The 19,996-nt window shown below is 66.3% G+C and carries 21 protein-coding genes; 10 read left to right on the top strand and 11 right to left on the bottom strand.

Features of this window, described 5'->3' with window-relative positions:
• Window positions 1-49 precede the first annotated feature (49 nt).
• Genes ACSFCA_RS03190 through ACSFCA_RS03180 form a run of 3 tightly spaced genes read left to right on the top strand, consistent with a single transcriptional unit; the run spans window position 50 to window position 2,009 of the window.
• On the top strand, window positions 50-880 hold the full coding sequence (locus tag ACSFCA_RS03190) for a DMT family transporter (RefSeq protein WP_435458663.1): 831 nt from the start codon (window positions 50-52) through the stop codon (window positions 878-880).
• A complete protein-coding gene (locus ACSFCA_RS03185) occupies window positions 877-1,299 on the top strand; it encodes an acyl-CoA thioesterase (protein ID WP_435458594.1) in 423 nt (140 codons plus the stop codon). The genes ACSFCA_RS03190 and ACSFCA_RS03185 overlap by 4 nt, the downstream gene beginning before the upstream one ends.
• Window positions 1,300-1,310: 11 nt before the next feature.
• A complete protein-coding gene (locus tag ACSFCA_RS03180; protein ID WP_258354193.1) occupies window positions 1,311-2,009 on the top strand; it encodes a M949_RS01915 family surface polysaccharide biosynthesis protein in 699 nt (232 codons plus the stop codon).
• A gap of 6 nt (window positions 2,010-2,015) precedes the next feature.
• Here ACSFCA_RS03180 and ACSFCA_RS03175 read toward each other — a convergent pair whose 3' ends face one another.
• Both ACSFCA_RS03175 and ACSFCA_RS03170 read right to left on the bottom strand, forming a co-directional pair.
• Window positions 2,016-3,371: a sensor histidine kinase gene (locus ACSFCA_RS03175; protein WP_258354194.1), complete on the bottom strand. Its 1,356-nt coding sequence runs from the start codon at window positions 3,369-3,371 to the stop codon at window positions 2,016-2,018.
• On the bottom strand, window positions 3,368-4,042 hold the full coding sequence (locus ACSFCA_RS03170; protein WP_435458593.1) for a response regulator transcription factor: 675 nt from the start codon (window positions 4,040-4,042) through the stop codon (window positions 3,368-3,370). Before ACSFCA_RS03170 ends, ACSFCA_RS03175 begins: the two co-directional genes overlap by 4 nt.
• Window positions 4,043-4,183: 141 nt before the next feature.
• Here ACSFCA_RS03170 and ACSFCA_RS03165 point away from each other — a divergent pair, with 141 nt between their 5' ends.
• Genes ACSFCA_RS03165 through ACSFCA_RS03155 form a run of 3 tightly spaced genes read left to right on the top strand, consistent with a single transcriptional unit; the run spans window position 4,184 to window position 7,272 of the window.
• Window positions 4,184-4,888, top strand: coding sequence for a phosphatase PAP2 family protein (locus ACSFCA_RS03165; RefSeq protein ID WP_258354196.1), 705 nt, complete (start codon window positions 4,184-4,186; stop codon window positions 4,886-4,888).
• Window positions 4,875-5,474 (top strand): phosphatase PAP2 family protein, encoded by a 600-nt coding sequence (locus ACSFCA_RS03160; protein WP_435458592.1) that lies wholly within the window; start codon window positions 4,875-4,877, stop codon window positions 5,472-5,474. Before ACSFCA_RS03165 ends, ACSFCA_RS03160 begins: the two co-directional genes overlap by 14 nt.
• Before the next feature lie 46 nt (window positions 5,475-5,520).
• Window positions 5,521-7,272 (top strand): phosphoethanolamine transferase, encoded by a 1,752-nt coding sequence (locus tag ACSFCA_RS03155; protein ID WP_435458591.1) that lies wholly within the window; start codon window positions 5,521-5,523, stop codon window positions 7,270-7,272.
• Between the two features lie 10 nt (window positions 7,273-7,282).
• On the opposite strand, the gene ACSFCA_RS03150 is transcribed toward ACSFCA_RS03155, so the two are convergent.
• From ACSFCA_RS03150 to eat, 5 genes are all read right to left on the bottom strand, one after another.
• Complete coding sequence (locus tag ACSFCA_RS03150; RefSeq protein WP_435458590.1) at window positions 7,283-7,864, bottom strand: peroxidase-related enzyme; 582 nt, start codon at window positions 7,862-7,864, stop codon at window positions 7,283-7,285.
• A gap of 58 nt (window positions 7,865-7,922) precedes the next feature.
• A complete protein-coding gene (locus ACSFCA_RS03145) occupies window positions 7,923-9,191 on the bottom strand; it encodes an HAD family hydrolase (RefSeq protein WP_435458589.1) in 1,269 nt (422 codons plus the stop codon).
• Between the two features lie 101 nt (window positions 9,192-9,292).
• Window positions 9,293-10,075, bottom strand: a complete 783-nt coding sequence (gene eutC, locus ACSFCA_RS03140; RefSeq protein ID WP_093055602.1) for an ethanolamine ammonia-lyase subunit EutC — start codon at window positions 10,073-10,075, stop codon at window positions 9,293-9,295.
• Entirely contained in the window at window positions 10,072-11,466 is a 1,395-nt protein-coding gene (locus ACSFCA_RS03135; RefSeq protein WP_435458588.1) for an ethanolamine ammonia-lyase subunit EutB, read from the bottom strand. The genes eutC and ACSFCA_RS03135 overlap by 4 nt, the downstream gene beginning before the upstream one ends.
• A 20-nt stretch (window positions 11,467-11,486) precedes the next feature.
• Window positions 11,487-12,914, bottom strand: coding sequence for an ethanolamine permease (gene eat, locus ACSFCA_RS03130; RefSeq protein WP_093055605.1), 1,428 nt, complete (start codon window positions 12,912-12,914; stop codon window positions 11,487-11,489).
• Between the two features lie 170 nt (window positions 12,915-13,084).
• On the opposite strand from eat, the gene ACSFCA_RS03125 reads away from it, so the two are divergent.
• Window positions 13,085-13,453, top strand: coding sequence for an FKBP-type peptidyl-prolyl cis-trans isomerase (locus ACSFCA_RS03125; RefSeq protein ID WP_176928807.1), 369 nt, complete (start codon window positions 13,085-13,087; stop codon window positions 13,451-13,453).
• 3 nt (window positions 13,454-13,456) lie between these two features.
• Here ACSFCA_RS03125 and ACSFCA_RS03120 read toward each other — a convergent pair whose 3' ends face one another.
• Complete coding sequence (locus tag ACSFCA_RS03120) at window positions 13,457-14,209, bottom strand: SDR family NAD(P)-dependent oxidoreductase (protein WP_435458587.1); 753 nt, start codon at window positions 14,207-14,209, stop codon at window positions 13,457-13,459.
• Window positions 14,210-14,333: 124 nt separating this feature from the next.
• On the opposite strand from ACSFCA_RS03120, the gene ACSFCA_RS03115 reads away from it, so the two are divergent.
• Complete coding sequence (locus ACSFCA_RS03115) at window positions 14,334-15,251, top strand: LysR family transcriptional regulator (protein ID WP_093055611.1); 918 nt, start codon at window positions 14,334-14,336, stop codon at window positions 15,249-15,251.
• Between the two features lie 13 nt (window positions 15,252-15,264).
• Here ACSFCA_RS03115 and ACSFCA_RS03110 read toward each other — a convergent pair whose 3' ends face one another.
• Window positions 15,265-16,863 carry an OpgD/OpgG family glucan biosynthesis protein gene (locus tag ACSFCA_RS03110; RefSeq protein ID WP_435458586.1) on the bottom strand — a complete coding sequence of 533 codons (1,599 nt, stop codon included), beginning with the start codon at window positions 16,861-16,863 and terminating at the stop codon, window positions 15,265-15,267.
• Window positions 16,864-17,037: 174 nt separating this feature from the next.
• Complete coding sequence (locus tag ACSFCA_RS03105; protein ID WP_258354204.1) at window positions 17,038-17,880, bottom strand: class I SAM-dependent methyltransferase; 843 nt, start codon at window positions 17,878-17,880, stop codon at window positions 17,038-17,040.
• An 18-nt stretch (window positions 17,881-17,898) separates the two neighbouring features.
• On the opposite strand from ACSFCA_RS03105, the gene ACSFCA_RS03100 reads away from it, so the two are divergent.
• Together ACSFCA_RS03100 and ACSFCA_RS03095 are read left to right on the top strand one after the other, a co-directional pair.
• Window positions 17,899-18,078 carry a TOBE domain-containing protein gene (locus tag ACSFCA_RS03100; RefSeq protein WP_435458585.1) on the top strand — a complete coding sequence of 60 codons (180 nt, stop codon included), beginning with the start codon at window positions 17,899-17,901 and terminating at the stop codon, window positions 18,076-18,078.
• A 132-nt stretch (window positions 18,079-18,210) separates the two neighbouring features.
• Window positions 18,211-18,777 carry an NADPH-dependent FMN reductase gene (locus tag ACSFCA_RS03095; RefSeq protein WP_435458584.1) on the top strand — a complete coding sequence of 189 codons (567 nt, stop codon included), beginning with the start codon at window positions 18,211-18,213 and terminating at the stop codon, window positions 18,775-18,777.
• Between the two features lie 12 nt (window positions 18,778-18,789).
• Here ACSFCA_RS03095 and ACSFCA_RS03090 read toward each other — a convergent pair whose 3' ends face one another.
• Entirely contained in the window at window positions 18,790-19,995 is a 1,206-nt protein-coding gene (locus ACSFCA_RS03090; protein ID WP_435458583.1) for a hypothetical protein, read from the bottom strand.
• Window position 19,996 lies beyond the last annotated feature (1 nt).

Below are 19,996 nucleotides of genomic sequence, written 5' to 3'. Positions count from 1 at the left end.
CGGGCTGGCTGCGGGTGCGCTCTGGGGCCTGACCTTCGTGGCGCCGCGCATGGTGGGCCACTTCGGCATGGTGGACATCACGGCCTCGCGCTTCGCGGTGTTCGGCGCGGTCTCTGCCCTGGCCGTGTTCGCGCGGCCGGCTGCGGTGCGCTGGCCGAACGGGCGGCAGGCGCTCGCGGCCCTGGGGCTCAGCGTGCTGGGCTTCACTGGTTACTACCTGCTGCTGGCCTTCGGCATCGAGGCGGCGGGCACCGAGGTGCCCAGCCTCATCATCGGCACGATCCCTGTCTGGATGATGTTGCTGGGCCGGCCCGTCGGCCTGCAGATGCGCGCGCTGCTGCCGGGGCTGCTGCTCACGGGCGCAGGCATCGCGCTGATGATCTACGGCGCATGGTCCGCACAGCACGGCGCAGGCAGCGGCGGTGCCCGCTTCGGCTGGGGCATCGCATTGGCCCTGGCCGCAATGGCAAGCTGGACGGTGTACGGCCTGCTCAATGCCGCCTGGCTGCAGCGCCACACCAAGCTCAATGCAACCGACTGGGCCAACTGGCTCGGCGTGGCGACCGGCCTGGGCGCCTTGCTGCTGTGGCTGGTCGCGGGCAGCGACGTGGCCACTCTGAAGGCACAGCCCGACGGCATGCTGTTCGTGTGGATCGCGCTGGCGAGCGGCTTCGGCTCGTCGTGGCTGGCGACCATCCTCTGGAACGTCGCGAGCCAGCGCTTGTCCGCCAGTCTGTGCGGCCAGCTGATCGTCAGCGAAACGCTGTTCGCGCTGTTCTATTCCTTTGTCTGGGACGGCCGCTGGCCGCAGGCCGCCGAGTGGGCGGCGGCGCTGCTGTTCGTGCTGGGCATCCTCGCATCCATCAAGGCGCACCGATGAGAATCGAAATCCCCGAAAAGAAAAAGCTCGTGTATGAAACGTCGATCCCGATCCGCTGGGGCGACATGGATGCAATGGGCCACTTGAACAACGGCACGTACTTTCGCTACCTCGAAACCGCGCGCATCGACTGGATGCACTCCATCGGCTTCGAGCCCGAGCCGAGCGGCGAGGGCATGGTGATCGTCAACGCCTTCTGCAATTTCTACCGCCAGATCGAATACCCGGGCAACGTGCTGCTCAAGATGTACGTGAGCGACCCCGGCCGCACCACCTTCGAGAGCTGGGGCACCATGGCTCGCGAGGAAGAACCCGACGTGATCTGCGCGGCCGGAGGCGCGACCACCATCTGGGTCGACTTTCCGAAGCAGAAGGCGCTGGCGCTGCCAGACTGGCTGCGTGCGCTGGTGAGCGAGTGAGCTGCGGTCCGATGAAGCGGAAGCTCCTGGCGTTAACGCTCCTGGCATTGCTCGCCACCGGCAGCCATGCCCAGAAGACCCCACCCGGCAAGAACGAATGTGCAGCCAATGCGCCGTATCTGAGCGCCGAGGCGCTGAAGAAGGCCGGGCTTGAACTCCCCGCATTCAAGCGCTATTGCTACACCGACAAGTCGGGCAGCTATGTCTTGCTGCTCGGCGAGAAGCAGGACGAGCCATACGCCGGGGAACTGCTGTCCTCGGCCATCCAGGCCTCGCTCTACAAGGTGGGCGGCGACAACACCTTGACCCGTGAATGGTCGATCCGCGACTTCGCCAACAAGGACGAGGCCGGCGTCAACTTTCGCTCGAAGCTCATCGAACTCGCGGACATCGACGGCGACGGGCTGGTCGACCCGATCCTCGTGTATCGCTTCTTCAACCCCGTTGACTCCGATCACATCGACAACGACGACTACGTGGGGCGCATCAAGATCGTCACTTTCCATCTGGGCCGCAAGGCGACGATCCACGCCATCACCGGCCACCTGGACGGTGATCGCAAGACCACGGCCAATGACAACTACTTTGCGTTGCCCAAGCCGGTGCAGCGGCATCTCGTGAAGAAGATGAAGGCGATGTACGACGCCGAGCAGTTCGGCTTCGACAACTCCTACGACTTTGTGCCGAAAAGGGAAACCGCCCGCCGCTGAGGAGGCTCAGGCCGGCCGCAGCACGATGCGCGCCTCGAAGCCGTGCGCCGCACCCACGGGCGGCGACGAGAGTTCGAGCTTTGCGCCGTGCTTCTCGACGATGGTGCCCACGATCGAAATGCCCAGCCCATAGCCCGCGCGGTCGGAGCTGTGGCGCACGTGGCGCTCGCGCAGGGTTTCGAGCTGCGCCGGCGTAACGCCGTGGCCGGTGTCGCGCACGGCCAAGGTGCAAGGCGCCATCACCTCGATCACGACGCGGCCGCCGCCGTAGCGCAGCGCGTTCTCCACCAGGTTGCGCAGGGCAATTGCGAGCGCATCGACGTCGCCGAGGGCCAGTGGCACGACGCTGTCGGGTACCTTGAGCATGAGTCGCTCGGCATTCTGCGGGTCTTGCCAGAACTCCTGCGCCACGGTGCCGGCAAGCTGCACCAGGTCGACCCGCGTGCGCGCGAGCGAGGCGCCCGATTCCGCGCGCGACAGCTGCAGCAGCTTCTCGGTGCGGTGGCTGAGGGTACGCAGCGCATCGAGCGCGGCCTGCACGTCGTTGCGCTGCAGGTCGTGCTCCAGCGCGGTCTGCAGCCGCAGGCGGGCGGCGGCGAGCGGCGTGCGCAGCTCGTGCGCGGCATTGGCCGCCAGGGCGCGCTCCACGTCGAGCGAGTGCGACAGCCGCTCCAGCAACCGGTTGACATGGTCGCCGACAGTGCGCAGCTCCTTGGGCAACCCGCCGGGCAGGGCGATCGGGCTCAGGTCGGCGCCGCTGCGCTTCTCGATCTCGCCGGCCAGATCCTGCAGCACCCGCAGCTCGGTGCGCGCCACGTTGCGCAGCACCAGAGCGAGCAGCGGCAGCACTGCGCCGAGCGGAATGATCAGGCCGAAGAGCGTGCGGTTGAGGGCGCGGCGGCGTTCGTCGAGCGGGTCTGCCACCTGGAAGAACAGGCCCAGGGTCGGGTGTCGCACGGTGTAGATGCGCCAGGTCGGGTTGTTCGCGAAGCCGGCGGCCAGCGGCACGTCGAAGGTGTCCGCGGGCGCCTCGGCGGAGCGCAGCATCACATGCTCGTGCAGGTCGACGATCTGGTAGATCACCGCGTCTTCCGAGAACAGCTGCTTGGGCGCGATCAGCGGTTCGCGCGGCGGCTCCTGGCCCGGGTGCTGCAGCTTTTCCAGTTCCTGCACTGCCATCGCGAACATGCGGTGCGAGACCTCGACCAGTTCGTTGTCGAAGTTGTGGTTGATCTCGCGGTCCACATACCAGACCACGGCGAACACGCACAGCAGCCAAACGCCGCCGACCCAGACGATCAGCGTGCGGGTCAGCCGGCCGGCGAGCGAGTCGCGGCCGGCCGCGAAGCTGCTGGAGCTCATTCGTCGTCGTCCGCAGAGAACGACAGCCGGTAGCCGAGGCCGCGCAGCGTCTGGATGTGGCTGCGTCCGAGCTTGCGCCGCAGGCGGCTGATGAAGACTTCGAGCGTGTTGCTGTCGGCCTCGTCGCCGAAGCCGTAGAGCGCATCGGCGAGGTTCTCGCGCGTGTGAATGCGTTCGGGCCGTGTGGCCATGACGCGCAGCAGCGCCCATTCCTTCTGCGTCAGTGTGATCGGTGAGCCGTCTTTGCGCACCATGTCGTGCGCCAGGTCGATCTCGAGCGTGCCGAGCTGCAGCACCGGCGAGCTGCTGGAGCTGCGGCGCCGCTCGACCGCGCGCAGGCGCGCCAGCAGTTCGGCGGGGTCATAAGGCTTGATGAGGTAGTCGTCGGCGCCGGCGTCCAGGCCGCGGATGCGGTCTGTTACCTGGTCGCGCGCCGTCAGCACGATGACGATGGGGCGCTCGGGCAGGGCGCGAATCTGCGGCAGCAGCGAGAGGCCGTCGCCGTCGCCCAGGTGCAGGTCGAGCAGCACGGCTGCGTACTGCACCGAGAGCAAGGCGCCGCGCGCGTCGGCCAGGCTGGGCGCCACGTCGACCACGAAAGCCTTGGCCAACAGATAGCTGCAGACGGCATCTGCCAATGCACTGTCATCTTCGACCAGCAATATGCGCACGCATGTCTTTCCAAGAAAAATTGCAGTCTAGCGTCACCGAGTTGCACCGGGCCTTTCAGTCAGGTTCGGTTCATCTTGCTTCAGGCTCGGTTCATTCCGCAAACGTAGGCTCGCGACTGTTTTTCAGTCCTGCCTTCGTCCATGACTCGCTTTCCCAATTTTCGTCTGGGGGTTCTGACCCTCATCGCACTGGTTGCACTGATGGCGTGGGACGCGACGGGCGGGGATCTGATGCTGGCGCGCATGGCAGGTTCCCACATCGGGTTTCCCCTGCGCGACAGCCCTTTCATGGTTCATGTGATGCATGAGGGCGCTCGCGACCTCAGCTGGGTGCTCGTGATCACGCTGTTCGCCGCGATCCGCTGGCCCTTCGGTCTGCTGCGCCGCCTGAGCACCGGCGGCCGCGTGCAATTGGCCCTGACCGTGCTGGGCTCGGTGATTGCCGTCAGCCTGCTCAAGCATGCCAGCCACACCAGCTGCCCCTGGGACCTGCAGGAGTTCGGCGGCATGGCGCGTTACGTGTCGCACTGGTCATGGGGCGTCGACGACGGCGGCCCTGGCGGGTGCTTCCCGGCCGGCCACGCGTCGGCTGCTTTTGCCTACGTGGGTGGTTATTTCGTGCTGCGCCGGGTGTCGTCCCGCGCTGCAGCAATCTGGCTGGGGGTTGCGTTGGTTGCAGGGCTCGTGCTGGGTGTGTCGCAGCAGCTGCGCGGCGCCCACTACATGAGCCACACGCTCTGGACGGCCTGGGTCTGCTGGGTGGTGGGCTTTGCCATCGAGGTGGGGGTAACGCGCTTCGGCTCGCGCGCAGTGAGGCCGGCGGTGCCCGCACATGCAGGATCTTGATTTCGCGCTGTTCAGGCTGGTCAACGCGGGCATGTCGGTGCCGGCGTGGAGCCTGGGCTTCGCCGAGTTTTCCTCCGACCTGCTGCCGGCTCTGTTGACGCTCGCCATCGGGGTCTGTGCACTGTTCAGCCGGCGCTGGCGCTATGCGCTGTTCACGGTGCTGATGAGTGTGCTGGCCGTGTGGCTGATCGTGAACATGATCCGTGCGGTGGCGCCGATTCCCCGGCCTGCGTTCTATGGCCTGGGCATCCAGTGGGTGCCGCAGGGCGTGCGGCCCGGTTTCCCGAGCCTGCATGCGGCCGGCACCTTTGCCGCGGCCTTTGCGCTCTGGTGCCTGCCTTCTCGCTGGCCCATGCTGGCGGCGCTGCTGGTGGCCGCCGTGGTGGCGTGGAGCCGGGTGTACCTGGGCCTGCATTTCCCCTCTGACATCGTGGCGGCGGCGATGCTGGGTGCGCTGGTGTCGATCGTGGTGGAACGCGGCGTGAGCCGGCCGCTGAGCTTGGCGGCCTCTGGTGCGTACGTGGCGCGGCGGCGTTCGAAGATGAGGATGCTGAGGATGCGCAGGGCCAGCCTGAACACTGACTGAATAGTCAGTTCAGCCTCCCTTCAGGCGGGTTCGTTACATTCGCCGCATGTCTGTTTCGCGAATCGCTCCCGCCCCATTGCAGCGGGTGGGTACTTCTGACTCCAAAACGCCACACTCGCCTGCCTCCGGCGGCCCGTGGGTGCGCTTCAATCTGTGGCTGGAGCGGCCGCGTTCGGCCGCCGTGGTCGTCCTGTGGCTCAGCCTCTACCTCGTCCTGACCACCAACTGGCCGCTGTGGAACGAGTTGGCCCGCATCGGCGGTGCGCCGAGCACCTACATGTCGACCATCGTGGTCATGAGCCTGCTCACGCTGTGCGGCTCGGCGGCCATGCTGTCGCTCACAGCCTGGTCGCGATGGATGAAGCCGCTGTGGCTCGCCGTGGTCGTGCTGGCTGCGGTGGTGCAGCACTACATGCTCGAGTACCGCGTGGTGATGGACCCGACCATGATCGCCAACGCGCTGCAGACCGACCCGAACGAGGCGCGCGACCTGCTGAGCTGGCGCATGGCCTTCAACGTGGGGGTGGTGGTGCTGCCCGCGGCCTGGTTGCTGTGGCGGGTGCGCGTCGCGCCGATGGGCATCCTGTCGAAGCTCTGGCGCAACATGGCGCTGCTGCTGCTGTCGGTGGTCGTGGCGCTGGGTGCGGCTGTGTCCATGAACCGCGAGCTGGCGCCGCTGATGCGCAACAACGTTCATCTGCGCTACATGATGAACCCCATCGCGACCCTCTATTCCACGGGTTCGCTGCTCATCAAGCCACTGTTCAAGCGCAGCGGCAAGCTGATTCCGATCACCGCCGGCACGGCGCTGGGCGCGAGCTATGCGGCCCAGACCAAGCCGCCGCTGTTCGTGGTGGTGGTGGGCGAGACGGCGCGCGCCGACCATTTCGCCCTCAACGGCTATGCGCGCGACACCACGCCCGAGTTGGCCAAGCGCGGCGTGCTGAGCTACCGCGACGTGCATTCCTGCGGCACCAACACGCTGGCCTCGGTGCCGTGCATGTTCTCGCCGCTGGGCAAGCAGGGCTACGAATCGCGCAAGGACGACTACGAGAACCTGGTCGACGTGCTGCAGGCCGCCGGGCTGGCCGTGTTCTGGCTCGACAACCAGGCCGGCTGCAAGGACGTCTGCACCCGCATTCCGAACGCCTCGGCCTTCGACGGCCTCGATGCCGCCACGAAGAAGGCGCTGTGCGACGGCGACGAATGCCTCGACGACGTGATGCTCAAGGGCCTGGACGAGCGCATCGCCGCGTTGCCGGCCGAGCGCCGCGCCAAGGGCATCGTGCTGGTGATGCACCAGATGGGCAGCCACGGCCCGGCGTACTACAAGCGCTCGGCGCCCGACGTGAAGCGCTTCCTGCCCGAGTGCAAGACCAATGCGCTGGCCGAGTGCGGCCACGCGGAGCTGATGAACGTGTACGACAACTCGATCGTGCAGACCGATCGCTTCCTCGGCCAGACCATCGACTGGCTCAAGGCGCAATCGAAGCAATACGACCCGGCGATGCTGTACGTAAGCGACCACGGCGAGTCGCTCGGCGAGTACGGCCTGTTCCTGCATGGTGTGCCCTACAGCTTCGCGCCCGAGGCGCAGAAGCACGTGCCCATGGTCACGTGGTTCAGCGAAGGCATGAGCGAGCGGCGCAAGCTCTCGCGCTCGTGCATGGAGGCGGGGCTCGATGCGCCGCTCACGCACGACAACCTGTATCACACGGTGCTTGGCGTGATGGATGTGACCACGCCCACCTACAAGCCGGCACTGGACGCCCTCGCATCCTGCCGCGCGAAGGCCTGAGCGGGCCCGGCTACTTCTTCTCGCGGGGCAGCCGCCCCATGAGGAAGAACTCGTTGTTCGGCTGCATGCCGCTGAAGCTGGCCAGGCGGTTGCTCAGGCCGAAGAAGGCGGTGATGGCCGCGATGTCCCAGATGTCCTCGTCGTCGAAGCCATGGGCGTGCAGCGGCGGAAAGTCGCTGTCGTCGATCTCGTGCGAGCGGTCGCAGACCTTCATAGCAAAGTCGAGCATCGCGCGCTGGCGCGGCGTAATGTCGGCCTTGCGGTAGTTCACCGCCACCTGGTCGGCCACCAGCGGCTTCTTCTCGTAGATGCGCAGCAGCGCGCCGTGCGCCACCACGCAGTACAAGCACTGGTTGGCCGCGCTGGTGGTGGTGACGATCATCTCGCGGTCGCCCTTGGTGAGCGAGCCTTCTTCCTTGAGCATGAGCGCGTCGTGGTACGCGAAGAACGCGCGCCACTCGGCGGGGCGGCGCGCCAGGCCGAGGAACACATTGGGCACGAAGCCGGCCTTTTCCTGCACGGCGAGGATCGCGATGCGGATGTCCTCGGGCAGGTCTTTCAGTTCGGCAAGGGGGTAGCGGTCTGTGGCCATGTTGTCTCCTGGTGATCGATGCCAGGGATCATAGGCAACCGCCCCCGGTGCGCCGCGTTTACTTCAGCGCCTTGCCCTGTGCTGCACCCAGCGGCGTGTGCAGCTGCGAGGGTACCCAGGCGCCCGTGTTGTCGTCGCGCCCCTGCAGCAGGTAGCGCGTGTCGGCCTTGCCATAGTTCTGCACCGCCATGGCCGAGAACTTGCCGATGTCGGTCTTCGGATCGCGCAGGCGATTGACGATCAGCACCTTCTTCGTGTCTGCAAAGTCGGCCATCATGTTCTGGTCGCCTTCGCTGTCGCCGGCCACGAAGCTCGGGCCGTAGCCGTACTTGCTGACCAGGAAGCGCTGGATGTTCTTCGTCTTGCCCGGGCCCTGCGTCTGGTCGTAGCCGCGGCGGAACTCGGGCTGGATCATGCCGCTGGCGTCGCGCTCCAGTTCCATTGCGAGCACGCGCTCGGGCGGGTTGTTGTAGCCGAAGGCGGGGTTCGACGAGATCTCCTTGATCACATCGACGAACGACGCCGAGCACACCCACACGTCGAAGCCCGCGTTGCGGAAGGCGGCGTACAGCTCCTGCATTTCGGGCTGCAGGCGCAGGCCGTTCTTCCAGCTCACCGAGACCACGCCCGCGCGGCCCGGCAGTGCTGTGGGCGAAGTCCACTTGACCTTGGCGACCGGCTCCTTCAGCTGCCACGCCACCGTGTCGGCCGTGAGCTTGCGCACCTGCGCCTCGGTCATGCCGGCGAAGAGATACGTCACCCACGGGTAGGCCGTGTCGTGGTCGAAGGTGTCGCCAATGGCTTCGTAGAGGTAGCGCACCTTGGTGGTGAATGCGCCGTAATGCGGGCTCAGTGCCACCACGGCCAGCGACTGGTCGCCCTTCAGGCCCTTGTAGTTCTGGTAGAGCCACGTGTAGCTCGCGACGATGTCGGGCACCACGCGGTCGATGTTCACTGGCTGGCCGGCCGCGTTGTTGTACGCGGGCAGGAAGTCTTTCTTCGGAATGTTCTTGCGCAGCGCCACTTCGAGCTGCGCGGGCGTGGCGCCGAAGACGAGGTTCTCGAGCTGGTAGATGAGCGAGGCCTCTTCGATGTCGAGGAAGACGCTGGTGTTGTCCCAGTCGAACACCACGTACGGCGGCTTTGCGGCGTTGTAGCCCGGGCTGCCCTTGCCGAGGCTGGCGATCAGGCCCTCGATCTGCGCGCGGTTGAAGGCGTCCCAGTGGCCGGGCGAAAGGGCCGGCCCCGTGGAAGACGAGAGGCTGGCACAGCCGGCCGCAGCCATCGCAGCGGCAATTGGCGAGAGAAGAAGGAGGCGACGTTGCATTGCTTTTTTCCTGTTTGAGTGCATGCGTTGGACAAAAAAAGACGATGACGAGCGTACGAAGCGCTCGTGACAGTTCTGGCGTTGCCGCTTGTGGGTTGTGCTCAGCGCGCGAGCGATGGCGCCTGGCGCTGTTCAAGCACCGCGAGATCGCTCTCGTCCTTGAGCCCGATGCCGGTCAGTCCCCTGCGCAGGGACTCTCGCATCAGCCATGCCAGCTTGAACGCGGCCACTTCGTAGGGCAGGCCTTCGGGGCGCACGTTCGAGATGCAGTTGCGCTCGGCGTCGTGCCGGCCGCGCTTGGGCGAATGGGTCAGGTAGATGCCGAGGCTGTCGGGCGAGCTGAGGCCGGGCCGCTCCCCGATCAGCATGACCGAGAGCGCCGCACCGAACAGTTCGCCTACCTCGTCGGCCAGCGCGACGCGCGCCTGCGTGGCGATGACCACGGGTGCGAAGCTCGTGTCGGGCGGCAGGTGCGATCGCAATGCCGCGAGCAGTGGCACCGTATGACGGGCTGCCGCGAGCGAGGAGAGCCCGTCGCCGACCACCACGCAGACATCGCAGCCGTAGCGCCGGTCGCCGAGCAGGCGCGTGGCTGCGTCTTCATCGAGCTGGCGGCCGAGATCGGGCCGGCGCAGGTATTCGGTGCGATCCGCGGCGCGGCTGCGTGCGCGCGCCACTTCCCAGCGCTGCGCGGTCAATGCGGCTTCGAGCGCATCGACGTCGAGCGCGGCATGAATTGCGTCGCGCGCCATCGCATGCGCCCATCCGAAGCGCAGTGTCTCGTCGGTCGGCATGCCGGCGCCTGCGCGGCCCAGTGCCAGCCGGGCGGGCGTGGCCGAGCGCCATTGCGCCCAGGGGTTGGGGGTGACCGGTGAATCGCTCATGACGCGAGTGCGGACAGCCCGCTCATGTCGGCCAGCAGCCGGTTGGAAGAGGGCGGCGCCAGCTGGCCGGCCGCATTGGTGATCTGCATGCGCTGCAGCCATGCCTCGAACTCCGGCGCGCGCTTCAGGCCCAGCGTTTCGCGAAGGAACAGCGCGTCGTGGAAAGAAGTGCTCTGGTAGTTGAGCATCACGTCGTCCGCACCCGGGATGCCCATGATGAAGTTGATGCCCGCCGTGCCCAGCAGCACGAGCAGCGTGTCCATGTCGTCCTGGTCGGCCTCGGCGTGGTTGGTGTAGCAGATGTCGCAGCCGATGGGCAGGCCCAGCAGCTTGCCGCAGAAGTGATCCTCGAGCCCGGCGCGAATGATCTGCTTGCCGTCGTACAGATACTCCGGCCCGATGAAGCCGACAACAGTGTTGATGAGAAAGGGCTTGTAGCGCCGCGCCAGCGCATAGGCGCGTGCCTCGCAGGTCTGCTGGTCGACGCCGAAGTTGGCGTTGGCCGAGAGCGCGCTGCCCTGGCCGGTCTCGAAGTACATGACGTTGTCGCCAATGGTGCCGCGCTTGAGCGACAGCGCCGCCGCATAGGCCTCGTCGAGCAGTTCGGGCGTCACGCCGAAGGAGAGGTTCGCCTTCTCGGTGCCCGCGATCGACTGGAACACCAAGTCCACCGGTGCACCGGCTTCGGCCAGCTTGAGCGTGTTGGTCACGTGCGTGAGCACGCAGCTTTGCGTGGGAATCTCGAAACGCTGGATCACCTCGTCGAGCATGTGCAGCAACTGGCCCAGCACGGGCATGCTGTCCGAAGCCGGGTTGAGGCCGATCACCGCATCGCCCGCGCCGTAGAGCAGGCCGTCGAGCGTGGAGGCGGCCACACCGCGCAGGTCGTCGGTCGGGTGGTTGGGCTGCAGGCGCACGGCCAGGTGGCCGGGCAGGCCGATGGTGTCGCGAAAGCGCGTGACCACGCTGCACTTCTTCGCGACCGATACAAGGTCCTGGTTGCGCATGATCTTGGACACGGCCGCCACCATCTCGGGCGCGAGGCCCGGCGCGAGCGCGGTGAGCGTGGCGGTGGTGGCAGCCTCGGACAGCAGCCAGTTGCGAAAGTCGCCGACAGTGAGGTGCGACACCGGCGCGAAGGCCTGCGCGTCGTGGCTGTCGATGATGAGGCGCGTGATGTTGTCGCTCTCGTACGGAATCAGCGCTTCAGAGAGGAACTGCTTGAGCGGCGTGTCGGCCAGCACATGGCGCGCGGCCATGCGCTGCTGCGCGGTGGCCGCGCCGACGCCCGCGAGGTAGTCTCCCGAACGCGCGGGGCTTGCGAAGGCCATGACCTGCCGCAGGTCTTCGAAGGCGAAGACCTGGTCGGCGATGGTGGTGCGATACAGCATCTTTCTTCGGATGTCAGGTGTCAGGCGGAAGTGGTCGAAGAAGACAGCATCTCGTCGGGCGCGGCCGCCTTGCGCTGCGCCGATGTCAGCAGGAAGTAGCCGTACGCCGCGGCCATCAGCACGATGAACAGCAGCGTGAGCATGCCGTTGAACCACACCATCGCGCCCAGGCACACCACGCCGAGCCCGAGCGCGATGGCCGGGAACACAGGGTAGAAGGGCGCGCGGTAGGTGCGCAGCAGGTTCGGTTCAGTGCGGCGCAGCTTGAACAGCGCGGCCATCGAAATCAGATACATCACGATGGCGCCGAGCACGGCCATGGTCACGATGTTGGCGGTGAGCGTCTGGCCGCCGAACTGCACCCACTCGTCGCTGAAGATGGCAATGACGCCGATCACGCCGCCGGCCAGCAGCGCGCGGTGCGGCGTGTCGAAGCGCGGGCTCAGACCGGCGAAGTAGCGCGGCAGGTAGCCCGCGCGCGCCAGCGCGAAGATCTGGCGCGAGTAGCCCATGATGATTCCGTGGAACGAAGCGATCAGCCCGAACAGGCCGATCCACACCAGCATGTGCAGCCAGCCGCTGTTGTCGCCCACCACGGCCTTCATGGCCTGTGGCAGCGGATCGTTGATGTTGGCGAGCTTGCGCCAGTCGCCCACGCCGCCCGCGAAAATCATCACGCCGAAGGCCAGCACCACCAGCGTGACGATGCCCGTGGTGTATGCGATGGGAATGGTGCGATGCGGGTCGCGCGCCTCTTCGGCCGCCATGGCCGCGCCCTCGATGGCAAGAAAGAACCAGATCGCGAACGGTATGGACGCAAAGATGCCCGAGATGGCCGCGCCGTTCAGCACGCTGCCACCGGCCCAGCCATTGGCCACGAAGTTGGCCATGGTCCAGCCCGGCGTGACCACGCCCATGAACACCAGCAGCTCGACGATGGCCAGCACCGTCACGAAAAGCTCGAAGGCCGCAGCAATGCCCACGCCGACCCAGTTGAGCGCGATGAAGATCACGTACGCGCCGAGCGCAAACCACTTCGGGTTGATGCCCGGAAACTGCACGTTGAGATATGCGCCGATCGCCAGCGCAATGGCCGGCGGCGCGAAGACGAATTCGATCAGCGTCGCAAAGCCCGCAACGAAGCCGCCGTTGGGCCCGAAGGCGCGCCGCGCATAGGCAAAAGGACCACCCGCATGCGGAATGGCGGTCGATAGCTCGGTGAAGCTGAAGATGAAGGTGGTGTACATGGTGGCCACCAGCACCGTGGCAACCAGAAAGCCGAGCGTGCCGGCCGTGTTCCAGCCGTAGCTCCAACCAAAGTACTCACCCGAGATGACGAGGCCCACCGCAATGCCCCAGAGCTGGACAGGGCCGAGCACTTTCTTGAGATGGCCGGTGCCGGTATGGGCCGGCGCTGCTGCGCCAGTGCTGGCTTCGGTGGAGTTCATGCGGCTTCCTCTCTGCGTGAATGTTGACAGTGCACTTTCAGCAAAGCAAGGGCCGTTCCAACGAGGCCGGCATGGGCCGATATGAGCCGCTGGCCATAATCGGGGCCTCTCAACCTTCGAGGTGTTTTGTGAAGTCTCTTTTCTGTGCCGCTCTCGTGTCCGTCTTTGCAATGCCCGCCGCGTTCGCGCAGTCCGCGCCCGTGACCACGCCCAGCGGCCTGATCTACCAGTCGATCAAGGAAGGCACTGGCGCTTCGCCCGCTGCCACCGACGTGGTCAAGGTTCACTACCGCGGCACCTTCCCCGACACGGGCAAGGAATTCGACAGCTCCTACAAGCGCGGCGAACCCACCGAGTTCCCGCTCAACGGCGTGATCCCGTGCTGGACCGAAGGCGTGCAGAAGATGAAGCCCGGCGGCAAGGCCAAGCTGACCTGCCCACCGTCGATTGCCTATGGTTCGCGCGGCGCCGGCGGCGTGATTCCGCCGAACGCCACGCTGAACTTCGAAGTCGAGTTGGTGTCCGTCACCAAGCGCTGATCGTCAGATCTGTGCCATGCCGCCGTCGACGAAGAGTTCGATTCCGTTGACGAAGCTGCTGTCCTCCGAGGCCAGGAACACCACGGCCTTGGCAATTTCATCGGGCGTGCCGACCCGGCCCAGCGGGATGTTCTGGGCTTGTCCCTCGATGAAGCCCTGCACCTGCTCCGCCGTGAGGCCCAACAGTTCGTAGGCGGGGGTTGGTACCACGCCTGGGCTCACGGCGTTCACGCGAATGCCGGCGTCCTTCAGGTCCACCGTCCAGCTGCGCGCAAAGCTGCGCACCGCCGCCTTGGTCGCGCTGTAGACGCTGAAGGCCGGGTTGCCCTTGATGCTGGTGATCGATGCGTTGAGCACGATCGACGAGCCCTTGGGCATCAGCGGCAGCGCCTTCTGCACCGTGAAGAGCAGGCCGCGCACGTTGGTGCCGAATATCTTGTCGAAGTGTTCCTCGGTGATCTGCCCCAGCGGCAACAGGCTGCCGCCGCCCGCGTTGGCGAACAGCACGTCGAGGCGGCCTTTCTCCTGCTTGATGGCGGCGTAGAGCCGGTCGAGGTCTTCGAGCTTCGACACGTCGCCGAGCACGCCGGTCACGTTGCGCCCGATGGCTTTCACGGCCGCGTCGAGTTCGGCCTTGCGGCGGCCGGTGATGAACACGTGCGCGCCTTCGGCCACGAAGCGTTGTGCGGTGGCCAAGCCGATGCCGCTGGTGCCGCCGGTGACGAGGGCGATCTTGTCGTCGAGCTTGAGGGTCATGGTTTCTTCCTTGGTGATTGCTGCAATGCAGCGTTGTCGATAGAAGCAAGTTTGGGCGCGACCCCCACGCGGACCAAGACGGCGCGCGGGATTTGTTTGTTTCCGGATCACTAATAATCCGGCGATGGACCAGATCACCGCCATGCGCGTGTTTGCCCGCGTGGTCGAGGCCGGCACCTTCACGCGCGCTGCCGACTCGCTGCAGATGCCCAAGCCCACCGTGACGAAGATGGTGCAGCAGCTCGAAACGCATCTGCGCGTGAAGCTGCTGCAGCGCACCACGCGGCGCGTGACGGTCACGCCCGAGGGCGCGGCCTACTACGAGCGCACCGCGCGCGTGCTGGCCGAACTGGAAGACATCGAGTCCGACCTCACCAACGCGCAGGCCAATCCGCGCGGGCGCCTGAGGGTGGACGTCGGCTCCTCGCTGGCCAACATGATCCTGATTCCGCAACTGCCGACGTTCCATGCGCGCTATCCCGAGATCGAACTCGAGATCGGCGTGAGCGACCGGCCGGTGAACCTGATCGGCGATGCGGTCGACTGCGTGATCCGTGCCGGCGAACTGACCGACCAGTCGCTCGTGGCGCGCCGCATCGCGACCTTGCCCTTCGTGACCTGCGCCACGCCTGCCTACCTGGAGCGCCACGGTGTGCCGAAGACGCCCGCGGACCTCGGCGACGGCACGCACCGCGTGGTGGGCTACTTCTCGTCGCTGAGCAACCGGCCGATTCCGCTGCGCTATGGGCGCGGCGAGGAGCGCATCGAGATCCACGGCCACACCGTGGTGGGCGTGAACGAGAGCACGGCGCACCTGAGCGCGATGCTCACCGGCATGGGCGTGGCACAGACCTTCGATGTGATGGCCGCGCCCTACCTGGCCAGCGGCGCGCTGGTCGAGGTGCTGCAGGGCTGGGCGCCCGAGCCGTATCCCCTGCACGTGGTGTACCCGACCAACCGGCACCTGAGCGCCAAGCTGCGCGTGTTCGTGGACTGGGCGGTGGAACTCTTCGCGCCCTACAACAAGGCCGGCAAGCGCTGAAGCGCCTGCGGTTTCAGCCTGGCTGGTACTGGTACAACCAGGTCTCGGTCAACGTCTGGTCGCCGTTCTTCATGTACATGCGCATGTCGATCGGCTCGTTGCCTTCGGGCGTGAAGTCGAACTGCGCACGCCAGTGGCCGGGCACACCGTTGGGCACGGCCTCGGCGAAGACGTACGAGAACTTGCCGCGCGCCGCCGTCAGCATCACCTCGGGCTTCACGCCGAAGGGCACGGCCTGCAGCGGCTGTCCGATGAACTCGACCATGAACTTGCGCACGCCCTGCGGACGCGGCTGGCCCGGCTGCCCGCCGCGCCCGATGCGCGTGGCCACGCAGCGCGCGAGCGGCGACGGAAAGGGTTCCTGGTCGGTCCAGTGCAACCGGTATTGCAGGCTGTAGCTCGAGCCGGCCTTTGCGTCGGCCTTGGGCACCCAGAAGGCGACGATGTTGTCGTGGATCTCGTCGTCGGTCGGAATCTCGATGAGCTGCACCGAACCCTCGCCCCAGTCGCCCAATGGTTCGATCCACAGGCTCGGGCGCTTCTCGTAGTTCACGCCGTCCTGGTAGTGGTCGAAGGCGCGGTCGCGCTGCAGCAGGCCGAAGCCGCGCGGCTTGGTGTCGGCGAAGGCCGAGGCGCGCGTCTGCGTGGGGTTGTTGAGCGGGCGCCAGATGCGCTCGCCCGCGCCGTTCCAGATCGCGAGGCCGTCGGAGTCGTGCACCTCGGGACGCCAGTCGATGGCGGTGGGCTTGATGGTTTCGGAGTACCAGTACATCGACGTGAGCGGCACCAGGCCCAGGCGCGACACGTCGCGGCGCAGGAACATGCGTGCGTCGATGTCCATGATGACGGCCTTGCCGCGCTGCATGATGAACTTGAACACGCCCGTGATGCTCGGCCCTTCGAGCAGCGCGTAGACCGTCATCGACGTGGTGTTGTTGGCGGCCGGCGTCTCGAAGTAGAAGCGCGTGAAGGTCGGAAACTCCTCGGGCTTGTCGGGCACCGCCACGTCCAGCGCAAGGCCGCGCGCCGACAGGCCGTACTGGTAGAGCTCGCCGATCGCGCGAAAGTACGAGGCGCCGAGAAAGGCGACCCAGTCGTTCTTCTGCCAGTCGAGCTTGCTCTGGTCGCCCAGGCGGCTTTCCTGCAGGCGAAAGCCCGCGAAGCCCGCGCCCGGCGGCAGCGCGCGTGCGGGGCTGTCGGGCGGCATCGAGAAGTAGTTGGGGCTGTAGAGCACCTCGCGCGCAAACGCGTCGCCGTCGGTGTTCTCGAGCACGTGCATGCGCACCGGCGTCTGGAAGAAGCGCCCGAGGTGGAAGAAGGTAACGGGGAAGGCGCCGGGCCCGTCGCGAAAGAGGGCGTTGGCGGGGTCGAACTTGATCTTGCCGTGCGCGTCATAGTCGATGCGGTCGAGCACCTCGGGTGCCAGCGGCGCCGCGGCCGCATAGGGCTTGGCGGCGAGCGACTTCGCCTGTGCGATCAACGCGTCGAAGGAGAAGGGGGTGGGCTGGCTCAGTTGCAGCCCGTTGGCGGCCAGTGCCTCCTGGGGCAGTCCGAGGGCGGCAAGTGCGGCAGCGGCACCACCGGCGGCAAGGAAGGATCGGCGATCAAGCATGTGGTTCTTGAGGGTTGCGAATCTTGAGGGGGAAGAAAGAAAAGCAGCGAAGACGATAGAGCATTCTCCGCGACCGGGAACAGCTGGTAGCTTGACCTGGCCCGGGGCCGCTCCGCGTCAGCCATTCCGCGCAGCGTGGGCCGGACAAAGCCGGCACTTCACAAAATTGTGCGTTTATGTATCGGCGACGTCCGTCGCCTTCAGCGCGTAGAGCGCATACAGCGGCACGCCGAGAAACAGCATGACCATCGGCGCGAACAGCGTGTAGGGCAGGCCGATGCCCTCCAGCACGCGGTAAGTGGCGGTCAGCTGCAGGCGCGGATGGGGCTGCGTCAGCTCGGTAGAGCGACGGATTCCCCAGAGGAACTCGGCACCGGTCGTGCGCACCGACGGATGCTGCTTTCCGCGCCCCACCGCGAGCCAGCACATGGCGTCGAAGGCCAGCATCGAGCCTGCGGGCGCGCGTTCGCCGAAGGTGGCGAGCACTGCCTGCACCTGCTCGGGCTTCAGGTACATCAGCACGCCTTCGGTGAACAGGAACACCGGCGCAGCGTTGCGCTTGCGCGGCAGGCCCAGCTGTTCCCACCAGTCGGGCGCGGTCAGGTCGAGCTCGCGCAGGTCGTGGCGTTCATTCGTCTCGGGGATCAGCTCGCGGCGCATTTCGAGCACCTCGGGCAGGTCGGCGTCGGTCATGCGGGACTTGCCATCGTCCAGCCACTGGAAGTAATGGCTAAGGCCGCAACCCATGTTCACCACGCGCCCGCCGGGGTACTGCTTGAGGAAGTCCTGCGCCAGGCTGCGGAAGCGGCGGGTGCGCGAGAGGATGCTGTAGATGGTCGCCCTGTCTTCCGGCAGCGCCTGGCCGTCGTCGCGGATCTGCTCCAGGATGCCCGCGGCGTATGCGTCCCGCACGGCCACTTGCGGAAACATCGCGTCGCCCGAAGCCCGGGCGGCCAGGGGAATCCGCAAGGTGGAGGGGACGGCCGACAGGCGCCGTGCGGGCTTGCCGGCGGTCATGGATGCGGGAGAGAGGCCATGCACAAAGTCTGGCCGCTCCGGCATTGCGGGGCAAGTCAGTCTTTGGTTATGCCGGCCGGCGCGGCGGCGATTGTCTCGACCTTTACCAGCAACTCGGCCGATTCGCTGAAGCTGACCGAAGGCGCGAATGCCTATGCGGTGATCAAGGCTTCGAGCGTGATGGTGGGCACCGACTGAGCCTCGAGTCCGGCTGCGTGCCGGACTTTTCCGTTTGAAGGAAAAGTGGTTTCCATGAAAATCGCTTTCCCGATGGCTTGGCCGACGCCATAGTTGCCGACCACCAACCCCAGCACAAGAACAGGAAACCGAATGAGCACCCTCGACATCGTCGGCCTCTGCGGCAGTCTTCGCACCGGCTCCATCAACCGGGCCGCCCTGAACCTCGCAGGCTCGCTGATGCCCGAGCCGATGGCCATGGAGGTCGTCGAATGGCGCGAGGTGCCGGTGTTCGACGCGGACGTGTTCGCCAAGGGCTACCCCGCGTCGGTGCAGGCGCTGCGCGACCGCATCCGCCGCGCCGACGGCGTGGTGATTGCCACGCCCGAATACAACTTCTCGATTCCGGGCGGGTTCAAGAACATGATCGACTGGCTCAGCCGCGGCGAAGACCAGCCCTTCGCGCACAAGCCGGTGGCCATCCTCTCGGCATCGCCCGGGCCGGTTGGGGGCGCGCGGGTTCAGTACGACTTGCGGCGCGTGCTGCTGTTCGTGAACGCGATGGTGCTGGCGAAGCCCGAGGTTTTCATCGGCGGCGCGGGCGGCAAGTTCGATGCCGAAGGCAACTGCACCGACGAGACGACCCGCAAGTTCGTCGGCGACCAGATGAAGGCGTTCGAGAAGTGGATCGGGGCGGTCAAGCGGATGACGGCCGCTTGAGCCCATGCTCTGTCAGGCGGGGCTGGTTTCGGGTTCCTGCTCGGCCCAGGCGGCCGGGTTGGGCGCCCAGCTCGGGTCGGGCTCCCGTTCGAGCAGTGCGCAGGCATAGGCGCCGAGGTCTGCACTGAAGACGTCCTGCGCGGCTTCGGCGCCGCCGTCATCGCGCTTCGCATTCGATGCAAAGCGCGCGAACAGCTCCCAGTTTCGCCCCATCTGCTCGACAAGGATGCGTGCAAGTTCGTAGGACAGGAGATTGCCGTCGTCCGTTCTGAAGAACGACTGGCCGGACCAGAATTCCTGGATCTTTGCTTCGTCCCAGAACTTCAGATGCTTGCGCTGCAATTCCTGCGGCGTGTACAGCATGGCACCCGTGCCCGCCAGCTTGCGCTCGGTGTTGACGGCCAGTCCTTCATCCAGCCACCTCGGCAGCTTGAGGTGCGAGAGGGCGCTGTGGGTCATCTCGTGCGCGATGACGGGCTCGATGGCTGCAAGGTCGGCCCGCTTCGCGAGAAAGTGCGCGCAACCAGCGTCGACGAACATGCCGCCGCTGAAGGCGAACTCGCCGCCTTCAGGGTAGTAGCTCGATACGTAGTCGTAGTACGTTTCTTCGTCGTCCACTACCAACAGGATGCTCTTGTCACTGGCGCCGAAATGCGCGATGCCGGCCAGGACGCGTTGAATTCGCTTGCGCGTGGACGTCACGTAGGCGGCTGTTGCGGCGACGACGACATCTTCCAGTGACGACAGAACGTAGGCGCTGCCTGATTCGTACAGGCGGAAGTGCGAGCCCAGCGCGTCCCTCAAGTGAAGAAGCCATGCGCGCTTTCCCTGCTCGATGGCCGCGCGTTGGAGGTCGGCGTCGTTCATCGAGTCGGCCCATTCCTTCAGCGCCTGCCAGTCGAGCAGGGGGAGTCCGTTGTAGAGCCCCATGTGCTCGTGCAGCGGAAATGCGGGGCCGTCTCCCAGCGCGATGTTCTCCGGCGCCGCGTCGGCCGTGAAACCGTCGGACTTTGTCCCGAGGCGAGCGGGCGCGGCGCGGGTTGGTCTTGGCATGCCGATCCTGGCAAGCCAGGCGCCAAGGAACGGGATCAGCCAGACCATCCACAGGATCAGGACCTTGCGCCACAGGGGCTCCTCGCTCGCCACGATGCGCATCGTGATGTGCACATTGATCGCAAGCAGCAAGGCACCCGCGCAGAACAACAGAAACTCTTGCATC

Source organism: Variovorax multivorans (assembly GCF_051216835.1).
GTDB lineage: Bacteria > Pseudomonadota > Gammaproteobacteria > Burkholderiales > Burkholderiaceae_C > Variovorax.
Note: the sequence above shows the minus strand (reverse complement) of the source record. Positions and strands in the feature narration are given on the sequence as shown.